The following is a 12,447-nucleotide window of genomic DNA, read 5'->3' on the forward strand; positions in this document are numbered from 1 at the left end:
AAAAGAGAAGTATCATAACTTCTCTTTTCTTCTCCAACATTATAATTCCTGTGTATACACTGGCTCATTTACGACATTTTTTGCTATTCGCTTTTGTTGCTGCAGTAAGAAAACAGATACACCAAACAATACGAGCATGCTACCGATAATCTGCATTGCATTTAATTTTTCTCCAAGTAAGAAGAACGCAAGTATAGATGCTCCAACAGGTTCTCCTAAAATACTCATTGAAATTGTCGTTGCATTCACATAATTTAACAGCCAATTATTAATTACATGTGACACTGTCGGCACAACCGCAAGTAAAAGAAAAACAGTCCAATCCCACTTCGTATAACCTGTAAAGGGTACTTGTAATATGACATTATAAATCCCCATAAAAAGACCTGCGCACGCAAAGACTGTAAAGCTATAAATCCAGTGTGATACTTTCTTCACTGTCGTTTGCCCGATAAATAAATAACCGACAACTGCTATTACACTTAGAAAGGATAATATGTCACCATAAATTGCTTGCTTACTTAAACCTAAATCTCCCCAACCAATGCACATTACTCCTAAAATAGCGATTCCCATCGTTGCAATGGCTGAATATGTTGTTCTTTCTTTAAATAGAAAAAAACCTCCAACTAAAGATACGATCGGTTGAAGTGCCAAAATAATTGTTGAACTAGCAACTGTTGTATGCTTTAAAGATTCAAACCATAAAAGAAAATGAAGTGCTAAAAAGAAACCAGATCCAATTAAAAAGCCCCAATCTTTCATTTGAATCTTATTAAATTCCTCTCTTTTTTTCCATACGATAGGCAGCATAATAAGTACAATAATCCATAAGCGGTACATACTTAATATTGAAGATGGTGCTGAGGACATCTTTACAAAAACTGCTGCAAAGGAAATGGCAATTATAGAAATAGCCAATGGTAGTGCGATTGATTTTTCTTGTTTCAAATCCTGTCTCCCCTCTCACCTGTCAAAAATCCCACTTCATTATATCCGTTTTCTTTCGTAACTTAAATACTAATTTTTTAGATTCTTCGTACCATTATGGTAAAATAGAAATTAAGGCACCAATTAGTGAATATTTCTTTCCTTTTCACTACAAGCGTCGCTCTTACAATCGTTACAGTAAATTTTTATTTAGGGGGATCTACATGAGTCAAACAATAGGGAGAATTGAAGAAATTTCATTTTATAGCGCATCACTTCAAGAAGACGTTACACTTCTCGTTTATTTACCAGTAAATTACACACCACTGCACAAACATACAGTTGTAATTGCACAAGATGGTAGAGATTATTTTCAGCTCGGTAAAGCGCACCGTGTAATTGAGCGCCTTCGTGAAACCGAAGAAATTGACCGTACAATTATTGTCGGTATTCCATATAAAAATGTACATGATCGTAAAGAAAAATATTTCCCAAATGAAGTAAAAAATGCTGCATATATTCGTTTCCTTGCTCACGAGCTTGCACCATATATTGATGAAAATTATCCAACGTACCAAATGGGGAAAGGTCGTGTGTTAATTGGTGATTCTCTTGGCGGAACAGTTTCCTTTATGACTGCAATTATGTATCCGCATACATTCGGTAAAGTCGTTATGCAATCACCATTTGTGGATGAGACAGTGATGAACTTAGCAAAAGAATTCAAAGATCCACAGGCATTAGAACTGTATCACGTCATCGGTACAGAAGAAACGGCTGTAAAGCGTACTGATGGACAAGTATCTGATTTCGTAGGGCCGAACCGTGAGTTAAATACGCTTCTTACAGCTAGAAACTTCATCACGCATTACGAGGAATTTGAAGGCAATCATACTTGGAAATATTGGCAGACTGATTTACCGAAAGCCTTCTCTCATATTCTATCAATGAAATAATAGAGAGCAGTATTCAGAATAATTTGATATAATAGATAAAGAGATTTATTTATCTCAAAATCTAACTAGACTTACAAAGGGAGGAATTGGAACATGAAATTAGGCATTGTAATTTTTCCATCTAAAATGATTCAAGATAAAGCGAACGGATTGCGTAAACGTTATGACCCGCACTACGCATTAGTTCCGCCACATATTACATTGAAAACACCCTTTGAGGCGCAAGATGAACAATTAGAGTCGATTGTAAACGAGTTACATACAATCGCAAGTAAAACGAACCCTTTCACCCTTCATGTTGGGAAAGTTGGTTCATTCGCACCTGTTAATAACGTCCTTTACTTTAAAGTAGAAAAAACACCTGAACTTACTTTCTTAAATGAAGAAATGCATAGCGGGTTATTCACGCAAGAACGCGAATATGCTTTCGTACCTCATTTAACAATCGGACAAGGCTTATCAGATGCAGAGCATGCTGATGTGTTGGGCCGATTACGTATGAAAGATTTCTATTACGAACAACCAATTGATCGTTTCCATCTTCTATATCAATTAGAAAATGGAACATGGACTGTACACGAAACATTCCGTCTTGGAAAGGGGAACAACTAATTTGCACGCACAGATTGTACAAACGGACGAACAACTAAGAGATGCATTCTCTGTACGTAAACAAGTGTTTGTAAATGAACAACGTGTCTCTGCTGAAGAAGAGTACGATGAGTTTGAAGAAACTTCAACACACGTTGTTATATATGACAATGATGTTCCAGTTGGTGCTGGACGTTTTCGCACCCTTGATGGTATCGGAAAAATGGAACGCATTTGCGTGCTAAATTCCCATCGTAAAAAAGGCATCGGAAAAATTGTTATGGATTCGCTTGAAGCGTATGCAAAAGAAAATTCGCTACCGAAATTGAAACTTCACGCTCAAACACATGCTGAAGATTTCTATAAAAAACTTGGATATGTAACAAGTTCTGATGTATTTATGGAAGCAAATATCCCGCACGTCGTAATGATAAAAGAATTGTAATTTGAAAGCAGGAGGTGACCCCTCCTGTTTTTTTACATTGCTATTTTCTTTTTCTTCCGCTAAAGTTAAATGTTGATGCTATAGTTTTGAAGGTGAACATATGACACAAGAAAAATTTTCACAAAAATCGTTAACACACGCTGATATTCCGCGTGCGACATTTCATATTCCAAAAACATCTACCCATTTAATTATGGAAGAAGATGTAGATGCGGCTTATTTCCGCGCTCTCGAGCAACAAAATGTTTTTTTAAACGAAAAACAATTAGAAGCCGTGCGCACAACAGAAGGTCCTGTTCTTACACTAGCTGGTGCCGGAAGCGGGAAAACATCTGTTTTAACAACTCGCGTTGGTTATTTAGTAAATGTAAAACAAGTTCATCCACGAAATATTTTATTACTTACATTTACACAAAAAGCAGCTGAAGAAATCCGAAGTCGTGTTGCGAAGTTACCAGGTATGAATCATGCAGCAAGTAGCTACGTTGTTGCTGGTACATTCCACTCTGTTTTCTTAAAATTGCTTCGTAGTCAAGGGTATAATCAGCAAATTTTAGCAAATGAAAAACATAAACAAATTATGATAAAAAAAATTTTAAAAGAATTGCGTTTAAAAGACGATTACGATGCGGAAACGATGCTCGCGATGATTTCACTTGAGAAAAACAAATTAAATCGTCCGAAAGATGTAAAAGCGAAAACACCAGTCGAACAAGAATTTAAAGAAGTATACGAACGTTTTGAAGAGGTAAAACAAAGATACAATTATATTGATTTCGATGACATCTTATTGGAAACATATTATATGTTAGAAAATAATGCTCCTTTACTAACTCAATTACAACAACGTTTTCACTACATTGAAGTAGATGAGTTTCAAGATACATCCTATGCACAATATGAAATTGTAAAATTGTTAGCCACGCCAAGAAATAATTTATTTATCGCAGGTGATGACGACCAGGCGATATACGGCTGGCGAGGAGCAAGTCACCAAATTATTTTATCTTTTCCAAAAGAATTTGATAACACAACAATCATTGCACTAAATACGAATTATCGATCCAATCCCTTTATCGTCGGGCTTGGAAATGAAGTTATAAAATTAAATCAAGAACGTTTTGATAAAGAGCTATACTCCGTTCGTGAAGAAGGTGTACAACCTTTTTATGCAAGACCTGCTACAACTCTTGATGAAGCAAATCAAATTTTGCAGCTCATTCAAGAAAAAGTAGATAGCGGTGAACGAAACTATAAAGATTTTTGTTTACTATATCGCACACATTCTGTAAGTCGTTCGTTACTTGATCAGCTTACCATTCATAAAATCCCGTTTATTAAACATGGAGCGAGCCAATCATTTTATGAACATTCTTTAATTAAGCCTGTATTAGATCATCTACGACTTGTGATTGAGCCGTTTCGACTAGAATCACTTTCAAACATATTGCCGACGATGTATATCGGACGTGATGATTGTATTTCATTTATTGAACGTGAACAATGGAAATATGGTGAGGGGCGCTTCCCTTCTCTTCTTCATTTCTTACTATTAAATCCAAGCTTAAAACCTTTTCAAGTGAAAAAGGTAAATGAGCGCATCGATTTTATTAAATTTATAAAAGAATTAGAACCGAAAAAAGCATTAAAAGAAATCATTCATGGTAAAGGAAAATATTTAGAGTACTTGCAAAGTAACGATCGTTCTTCCTTTACAATGCATAAAGACATACAAGAAGAAATGTTGGAAGAATTAATGGAGTCTGCCACTCGTTTCACCGATATTCCAGCTTATTTACAATTTATCGACGAGGCGATTCAAGGTCAAAAAGAAATGGAAGCATTAAAAACAATGCCGCAAAAAGATGCCGTTTCACTTATGTCAATTCATAACGCAAAAGGCCTTGAATTTCCATGTGTCTTTTTACTTGGAGCGAGTGATGGAATCCTGCCCCATACTTCTTCTTTAAAAGATGCAAATGATCGTGTTACGGAAACTTCTGAAGCGTTAGAAGAAGAACGCCGGTTACTGTATGTCGCCATTACACGTGCGAAAGAAGAACTTTACATTTCTTCTCCGCAATTTTTCAGAGGAAAGAAATTAGATATATCTCGTTTTTTATATACTGTGCGAAAAGATTTACCTGAAAAGACATCCACTAAATAAGGATGTCTTTTTTTATATCACGCTATGTACATCCCTCCTATATAAATTCCTTGTTTTTATCGTGAGAATTAACGTAATATCAGCCATATCCCACTCATATTGTAATAGTGTATGTCAGAACTCACGAGAAGGAGTGAACATAATGAGCTGCAATTGTAATGAAGATCATCAACATGAGTGTGATTTCAACTGTGTATCGAATGTCGTTCGTTTTATACATGAACTACAAGAATGTGCAACGACAACATGTGGATCTGGTTGCGAAGTTCCATTTTTAGGTGCACATAACAATGCATCAGTAGCGAATACACGTCCTTTTATTTTATACACAAAAACCGGAGAACCTTTCGAAGCATTTGCACCATCTTCAAGCCTTACTAGTTGCCGATCTCCCATTTTCCGCGTAGAAAGTATAGATGATGACGACTGTGCTGTATTGCGTGTATTAACTGTAGTTTTAGGTGATGGTACCGCTGTACCACCTGGTGACGACCCAATCTGTACGTTTTTAGCTGTACCAAATGCAAGACTAATATCAACCTCCACTTGCATTACTGTTGATTTAAGTTGCTTCTGCGCTATTCAATGCTTACGTGATGTTTCTATTTAAAACTAAATAATGAGTTAAGCATGGATTGGGTGGCAGATAATTCTGCCACCCAATCCATGCTTAAAGAGTATTCTTATGTAAATTTCTTAAAATTGGGAACTTGTCTAGAACATAGAACCTGTCCTTTTCATTAACTGAAAGTAGAAACAGATAAAGGAGTGAAAAACATGTTCTCTTCTGATTGCGAATTTACTAAAATCGATTGCGAGGCAAAACCAGCTAGTACACTACCTGCCTTTGGTTTTGCTTTCAATGCTTCTGCACCTCAGTTCGCTTCACTATTTACACCACTACTATTACCTAGTGTAAGTCCAAACCCAAATATTACTGTTCCTGTAATCAACGATACAGTAAGTGTCGGAGATGGCATTCGAATTCTACGAGCTGGTATTTATCAAATTAGTTATACATTAACAATTAGTCTTGATAACGTACCTACTGCACCAGAAGCTGGTCGTTTCTTCTTATCATTAAATACACCAGCTAATATTATTCCTGGATCAGGTACAGCAGTTCGTTCTAACGTTATTGGTACTGGTGAAGTAGATGTATCCAGTGGTGTCATTCTTATTAACTTAAATCCTGGTGACTTAATTCAAATTGTGCCAGTTGAGTTAATTGGAACTGTAGACATCCGTGCGGCAGCATTAACAGTTGCACAAATTAGCTAGTAAAAAGCGGTATTTCTAATACAGAAATACCGCTTTTTATACATAATAAAAAACACTCACAGTAGCATGAGTGTTTCATTCTTCATATTGTTTTATTGTGTTCTTCTTTTTCCCGCAATTGCATCCCTTTTTCTTCACAAATCCTTGTTGTTGTAATTGTTCTTGATATGCCTGTTGTTGTGCTTGGTGTTGTTGCTGTATTTGATACCACTGCTGCAGGTCATATGAATTTTGCCTTGGATTATTGCTCACAGCAAACATCTCCTCTACTGTCAATTCTGTCTATTTACTATATGAACAACTTTTTATTTCCGTTCCCTCATTCTTTTAAACTCCGCTTTTTCTCGTATTATGAAAATATATTATTCTCCCATAAAATATCCTGTAATCGTTTCAATGATTGCTGCTGCACCTGCAATAGCTAATAATGCAAGTAACGGCTCCGCAACGATAGGGATCCAATTATATAAAACTAATAAAAAAGCACTAACCCATACACCTGTACACCAATAACAGCTTAATAATTCGCCAATCCACTTTCTTAATCCTTTACCTTTCACTTTTGTAAACGTTGATACACTTCCATCCGGCTCCGTAATCTCTAATTCATCAATAAATGGTCTTCGCAAAAAGGCTGTTATTTTATCATATACAATTAAACGAGTGAGCCTAAAAGCTGCTAACGCGAAAATAAAAAATAAAAGCCAGCTTGTAAACAGCATAATTTCACCTTCCCTTATCCTCTTTCGCCTATTTAAAAAAAAAGGTCTTGAGATTGTGACCAAATCTCCTCGACTCCAATATCTTATTAATGTAAATACAAACAAGAAGATAAGGAGTGACATTAATGAGTTGTAACGAAAATAAACACCATGGCTCTTCTCATTGTGTAGTTGACGTTGTAAAATTCATCAATGAATTACAAGATTGTTCTACAACAACATGTGGATCTGGTTGTGAAATCCCATTTTTAGGTGCACACAATACTGCATCAGTAGCAAATACACGCCCTTTTATTTTATACACAAAAACTGGAGAACCTTTTGAAGCATTCGCACCATCAGCAAGCCTTACTAGCTGCCGATCTCCAATTTTCCGTGTGGAAAGTGTAGATGATGATAGCTGTGCTGTGCTACGTGTATTAACTGTAGTATTAGGTGACAGTTCTCCAGTACCACCTGGTGACGATCCAATTTGTACGTTTTTAGCTGTACCAAATGCAAGATTAATATCTACAACTACTTGCATTACTGTTGATTTAAGCTGTTTCTGTGCGATTCAATGCTTACGCGACGTTTCTATCGTAAAGTAAACTAAAAAACTATTGGGGTGGTAGAAGCTTTCTACCACCTTTACATATTTAAAAACCGGCCATACTAATCGATTGGATATCATCTATAGACAACCTAATATCTCTCATACTATTTTGCGGCATAATAGATACAATGCCATTACGATACGATATGATCGATCCAACATATGAGACTGTAGCTGTTTTTATTCTGCATCTTACTTTCGGAATGTAATGAGGGCGGTTTAGTAAAAAATGAATTTTTTCATCATTATCCATATCCTTAAATGATTTATTATACGGGACAGTTCTTACTGGTTCTGGTTCTTGCTCTTCTTGTTCTATGTGTTCTTCTTTTTCTTCTTCTATTTTTTCTTCCACTTGCTGCTCTTCTTGTTGTTCTTGTTCTATTACCTCTTCCACAGCACTGCTTACAATATTTTCATGTCCATTACTTTTCTCTTTTTGATCTTCATTTTCAAAGTTTGTCAGAATAATCCTTTTGATTTTCGGTGCAGCAAGTTCTAAACTTACTTGCGTGATATATAACAACGGTTTTCCAACTGTTGAACTTTTATTTTTATTCTTCACACTCGTCCCTCCCACTTCCATACGTAGCTGAATAAATCGTGTACTATTATAGTTATATTCATTACGTAGTAAGAACTTTCGTTAAAAATCGTTCTTTCTCAGAACAAATAAAAAGGACAATCTCAGCATTTAGAGATTGTCCTTTAAAAATTAATATTATATTTATCCTAGGATATGATACCCTGAATCAACGTGAATGTTTTCTCCTGTTACACCGCGTGCTAAATCACTGAATAGGAATACTGCTGTATCGCCAACTTCTTCTTGCGTTGTTGTACGACGAAGTGGTGCGCGCTCCTCAATTTCTCTTAAGATTGAGTTAAAATCGCCTACACCTTTTGCAGATAACGTACGAATTGGTCCTGCAGAAATAGCGTTAACACGAATACCGTGTTGACCTAAATCGTTCGCTAAATATTTCACGCTCGCTTCTAATGAAGCTTTCGCAACACCCATAACGTTATAATTTTTCACAACACGCTCGCCGCCAAGGTATGTTAACGTTAAAATATTTCCGCCTTCTGTCATTACTTTTTTTGCTTCTCTTGCTACAGCTGTTAAAGAGAATGCGCTAATATTTTGTGCAAGTAAAAATCCATCGCGAGAAGTATCTACAAACTCACCTTTTAAGTCATCGCGATTTGCAAAAGCAATACAATGTGCTACACCGTGAATAGTACCTACTTCTTGTTTAATTGTTTCAAAGCAAGCTGTAAGTTCCTCATCATTCGTTACATCACAAGGTAATACAAGTGATTCTTGTCCTTCTAATGTGTCCGCTAATTCACGAACGTTTCTTTCTAAACGTTCTCCTGCATATGTGAATATTAATTTTGCACCTGCATTATGCAAAGAGCGAGCAATTCCCCATGCAATACTTCTTTGGTTCGCAACGCCCATAACAACAAATGTTTTCCCTTGTAATAGTTCCATGATATATCCTCCCAGAAATACTTATACTTGTTATTAGTACCTGATACTATAATTATAGTACCATAAAACCGCTTAAAGGCAAACAAAAAAGTCATTAACAGAAATTTGTTAATGACTTTTGGTTTCTATAAAAAACCGCTCTAATCCTTCTTCCCAAGACGGCATTTGTGAAAAACCATTTAATCGTAGCATGTTATGTTGAAAAACAGAATATTTGGGTCTCGCAGCTGCAGCCCCGAATTCTTCCGTTGAAACAGGTAATACATTCACTTTCATATTGGCGTACGAAAATATCTTTTGTGCAAATTCAAACCAAGAGCATGAACCACTGTTTGATACGTGGTATGTACCGTATAAAGAAGTATGAATGAGCTTATTAATAACCATATTTAAATCCGCCACATACGTAGGAGAGCCAACTTGATCCGCTACAACGGATATTTCATCTCTTTCTTTTCCTAATCGCATCATCGTTTTCACGAAATTATTTCCATATTTACCATATAGCCACGATGTGCGAACGATAAAATATTTATTATGTAACTCTTTGACGAACTGCTCCCCCGCATACTTAGAGGCCCCATATATATTTATCGGCGCTGGACTATGAAATTCGTCGTATCCATCTGGTCTGGCACCTTGAAATACATAATCAGTACTAATATAAACTAGCTTCGCCCCTACTAATTGTGAAGCAACCGCTACATTTCGAGCTCCGATTGCATTTATTCTATACGCAAAATCCTGTTCTTTCTCCGCATGATCTACTTTCGTATAGGCAGCACAATGAATAATTATATGTGGTTTTATTTCTTGTACCACTTGTTGTATTCGGGATATATTTGTCACATCTAATAACTTTTTATCAAATGGATATATATCATATTCTTCAGAGTCTAACTCTTCAAATAGTTGCTTTCCTAATTGACCGTTTGCTCCTGTTATGATAACCCTCTCTTTCATTTAACATGCCCCTTACTGGTCTTTTAGTGGTTTCCACCATTCCTTATTCTTTTCATACCATTTCACCGTCTCTTGTAATCCTTGTTCAAACGTGTATTTCGGTTCCCAATCAAATTCATTCTTCATTTTCTCTGCATCAATCGCATAACGACGATCGTGCCCTAAACGATCTGTAACATATTCAATGTCTTTTTTTGTTTTTCCTAAAAGAGTAATAATTTGTTCCACAACTTCTACATTTGTTTTTTCATTATTTCCACCTATATTATATACTTCTCCGACACGTCCCTTATGCAGAACAACATCAATCGCACTGCAATGATCCGTTACATGTAACCAATCTCTTACATTTAAACCATCACCATATAGCGGTAGTTTTTTTCCTTCTAGTGCATTCGTAACCATTAATGGAATTAATTTTTCAGGATACTGGTACGGTCCATAATTGTTAGAACAACGCGTTACTATAACCGGTAATTGATATGTTTTATAGTAAGATAGAGCTATCATGTCCGCGCTCGCCTTACTTGAAGAATATGGACTATTTGGAGCTAACGGTGTTTTCTCTGTAAACTTCCCTGTTTTTCCTAAAGAGCCATACACTTCATCCGTTGACACTTGCACAAGTTTTATATGCGAATATTTTTTAACTAGTTCTAATAAAGTGACCGTTCCAATTACATTTGTATCATAAAAAGGAATCGGATTTTCAATACTACGGTCCACATGTGATTCAGCTGCAAAATTTACAATCACTTGTACGTCTCGCTCTTTTATAACGTGTTCTAATAGCTCTCCATTTTGAATTTCTCCTTTTACAAAAGAGTAATTCGGGTGATCCTGAAGAGATTTTACGTTATTTAAATTCCCACTATATGTTAATGCATCGTAATTAATAATTTTATATGTTTCATAACTTTGTAGCATGTAATGAACGAAATTACTTCCAATAAATCCAGCCCCACCTGTTACTAATATATTCATAAACAACTCTCCTACTTAAAAACTATCTTCATATTCCTCTAGTAATGGTAATATCTGATCCTTATCGGACAATATAGGATCGGTTACTGGCCAAGGAATTGCTAAATCTTTATCTTCCCAAAGTAATCCTGAGTCATGCTCTGCGCTATAATATTCATCTACTTTATACATAACGATAGTATGCGGGACAAGCGTGCAAAATCCATGTGCAAACCCTTTTGGCACTAGTAATTGCCGATGGTTATCTGCACTTAAAATATATCCTTTCCATTGTTTAAATGTCGGTGATTTTTTTCGTAAATCAACGATAACATCATAAATTGCCCCTTGCATAACTTGAATGAGTTTCGTTTGTGCTTTCGGATTTTTTTGAAAGTGTAGTCCCCGAATCGTTCCTGCCTTAGCCGAATAAGATACGTTATCCTGTACAAATGAATACGTTATCCCTAATGTTTCTAGCACCTGCTTATTATAGCTCTCTGAAAAAAAGCCACGATCGTCTCCAAACAACCTCGGTTCTAACAATTTTGCATCGGTAAAATTTGTTTCTACAACTTTCATATTCTCACCTATTCTCCGTTAAACTGTTTCCCAAAATTAATATCCCGTGCTAACGTATTCGCCTTTTGAAGCGAAGCATGAGTTCCCGCATCAGTCCACCAGCCGCTCATTTCATTATAAGTAAGTACCCCTCGCTTTAAATACCAATTATTTATATCTGTAATTTCAAGTTCTCCCCGTGCAGAAGGTTTTAATTCTTTAATATAAGAAAAGACTTTCGAATCATACAAATAAATTCCCGTAACCGCATAAGAACTTTTCGGCTCTTTCGGCTTTTCTTCAATTTCAACTATTTTTCGGTTTTGAATATGTGCTACGCCAAATCTTTCGGGATCTTCTACAGATTGCAATAGCACTTTCGCACCTTCTTTTTGGTTTGCAAACTCTTCAACATACGGAAGAATATCATCTGAAAAAATATTATCCCCTAATATAACTACCATACGATCATTCCCGACGAAATCTTCACAAAGCCCTAACGCCTGTGCGATCCCGCCCGCTTTATCTTGCACACGATACGTAAAGGACACTCCAAATTCATGACCACTCCCTAAAAAGCTAACAACATCCCCCATATGCTCTTTACCTGTAATAATCATAATATCTGTAATATCGCATTGTTTTAGCTTATATACCGCATGATAAATCATCGGATACCGACCAACAGGAAGTAAATGTTTATTCGTTACTTTCGTTATTGGATATAATCTCGATCCAGTACCACCTGCTAAAATAATTCCTTTCACTTTGCATC

At 36.1% G+C, this 12,447-nt stretch carries 16 protein-coding genes; 7 read left to right on the forward strand and 9 right to left on the reverse strand.

From position 1 onward, the window contains the following. Positions 1–39 precede the first annotated feature (39 nt). Entirely contained in the window at positions 40–951 is a 912-nt protein-coding gene (locus tag EBQ15_RS17190) for a DMT family transporter (protein ID WP_000806934.1), read from the reverse strand. Positions 952–1,154: 203 nt separating this feature from the next. Between EBQ15_RS17190 and EBQ15_RS17195 the strand changes: the two genes are divergently transcribed. The 6 genes from EBQ15_RS17195 (at position 1,155) to exsF (ending at position 6,370) form a co-directional block, all read left to right on the forward strand. Further along, positions 1,155–1,886 (forward strand): alpha/beta hydrolase, encoded by a 732-nt coding sequence (locus tag EBQ15_RS17195; protein ID WP_000084008.1) that lies wholly within the window; start codon positions 1,155–1,157, stop codon positions 1,884–1,886. 93 nt (positions 1,887–1,979) lie between these two features. Further along, a complete protein-coding gene (locus EBQ15_RS17200) occupies positions 1,980–2,498 on the forward strand; it encodes a YjcG family protein (RefSeq protein WP_000765863.1) in 519 nt (172 codons plus the stop codon). 1 nt (position 2,499) lies between these two features. Continuing rightward, positions 2,500–2,922 (forward strand): GNAT family N-acetyltransferase, encoded by a 423-nt coding sequence (locus EBQ15_RS17205; protein ID WP_000543307.1) that lies wholly within the window; start codon positions 2,500–2,502, stop codon positions 2,920–2,922. 100 nt (positions 2,923–3,022) lie between these two features. After that, the gene (locus EBQ15_RS17210) at positions 3,023–5,089 is read left to right on the forward strand and encodes an ATP-dependent helicase (protein WP_000191160.1); all 2,067 of its coding nucleotides are present in this window, start codon (positions 3,023–3,025) and stop codon (positions 5,087–5,089) included. Positions 5,090–5,231: 142 nt separating this feature from the next. Then, positions 5,232–5,699, forward strand: a complete 468-nt coding sequence (gene cotY / locus EBQ15_RS17215; RefSeq protein ID WP_001277719.1) for a spore coat protein CotY — start codon at positions 5,232–5,234, stop codon at positions 5,697–5,699. A gap of 167 nt (positions 5,700–5,866) precedes the next feature. After that, entirely contained in the window at positions 5,867–6,370 is a 504-nt protein-coding gene (gene exsF, locus EBQ15_RS17220) for an exosporium protein ExsF (protein WP_000492942.1), read from the forward strand. A 75-nt stretch (positions 6,371–6,445) separates the two neighbouring features. Here exsF and EBQ15_RS17225 read toward each other — a convergent pair whose 3' ends face one another. Next, positions 6,446–6,631 (reverse strand): hypothetical protein, encoded by a 186-nt coding sequence (locus tag EBQ15_RS17225; protein ID WP_033682795.1) that lies wholly within the window; start codon positions 6,629–6,631, stop codon positions 6,446–6,448. A gap of 101 nt (positions 6,632–6,732) precedes the next feature. Beyond that, positions 6,733–7,092: a DUF1360 domain-containing protein gene (locus EBQ15_RS17230; protein WP_000899662.1), complete on the reverse strand. Its 360-nt coding sequence runs from the start codon at positions 7,090–7,092 to the stop codon at positions 6,733–6,735. Between the two features lie 125 nt (positions 7,093–7,217). Here EBQ15_RS17230 and exsY point away from each other — a divergent pair, with 125 nt between their 5' ends. Beyond that, a complete protein-coding gene (exsY, locus tag EBQ15_RS17235; RefSeq protein WP_001277740.1) occupies positions 7,218–7,682 on the forward strand; it encodes an exosporium assembly protein ExsY in 465 nt (154 codons plus the stop codon). A 48-nt stretch (positions 7,683–7,730) separates the two neighbouring features. Here the strand turns inward: exsY and EBQ15_RS17240 are convergent, their stop codons facing one another. From EBQ15_RS17240 to EBQ15_RS17265, 6 genes are all read right to left on the reverse strand, one after another. Then, positions 7,731–8,273 (reverse strand): spore coat CotO family protein, encoded by a 543-nt coding sequence (locus tag EBQ15_RS17240; protein WP_001999361.1) that lies wholly within the window; start codon positions 8,271–8,273, stop codon positions 7,731–7,733. Positions 8,274–8,414: 141 nt separating this feature from the next. Next, positions 8,415–9,185, reverse strand: a complete 771-nt coding sequence (gene fabI / locus EBQ15_RS17245) for an enoyl-ACP reductase FabI (protein ID WP_000421886.1) — start codon at positions 9,183–9,185, stop codon at positions 8,415–8,417. Between the two features lie 108 nt (positions 9,186–9,293). After that, a complete protein-coding gene (gene rfbD / locus EBQ15_RS17250) occupies positions 9,294–10,148 on the reverse strand; it encodes a dTDP-4-dehydrorhamnose reductase (protein WP_000664648.1) in 855 nt (284 codons plus the stop codon). Between the two features lie 12 nt (positions 10,149–10,160). After that, positions 10,161–11,132 (reverse strand): dTDP-glucose 4,6-dehydratase, encoded by a 972-nt coding sequence (rfbB, locus tag EBQ15_RS17255; protein ID WP_001024171.1) that lies wholly within the window; start codon positions 11,130–11,132, stop codon positions 10,161–10,163. A gap of 15 nt (positions 11,133–11,147) precedes the next feature. Beyond that, positions 11,148–11,693: a dTDP-4-dehydrorhamnose 3,5-epimerase gene (rfbC, locus tag EBQ15_RS17260; protein WP_000869413.1), complete on the reverse strand. Its 546-nt coding sequence runs from the start codon at positions 11,691–11,693 to the stop codon at positions 11,148–11,150. A gap of 8 nt (positions 11,694–11,701) precedes the next feature. Next, a complete protein-coding gene (locus EBQ15_RS17265) occupies positions 11,702–12,439 on the reverse strand; it encodes a sugar phosphate nucleotidyltransferase (RefSeq protein ID WP_000676160.1) in 738 nt (245 codons plus the stop codon). Positions 12,440–12,447 lie beyond the last annotated feature (8 nt).

The sequence above is a fragment of the Bacillus sp. 2D03 genome (assembly GCF_003946765.1).
Classification (GTDB): Bacteria; Bacillota; Bacilli; order Bacillales; family Bacillaceae_G; genus Bacillus_A; species Bacillus_A cereus.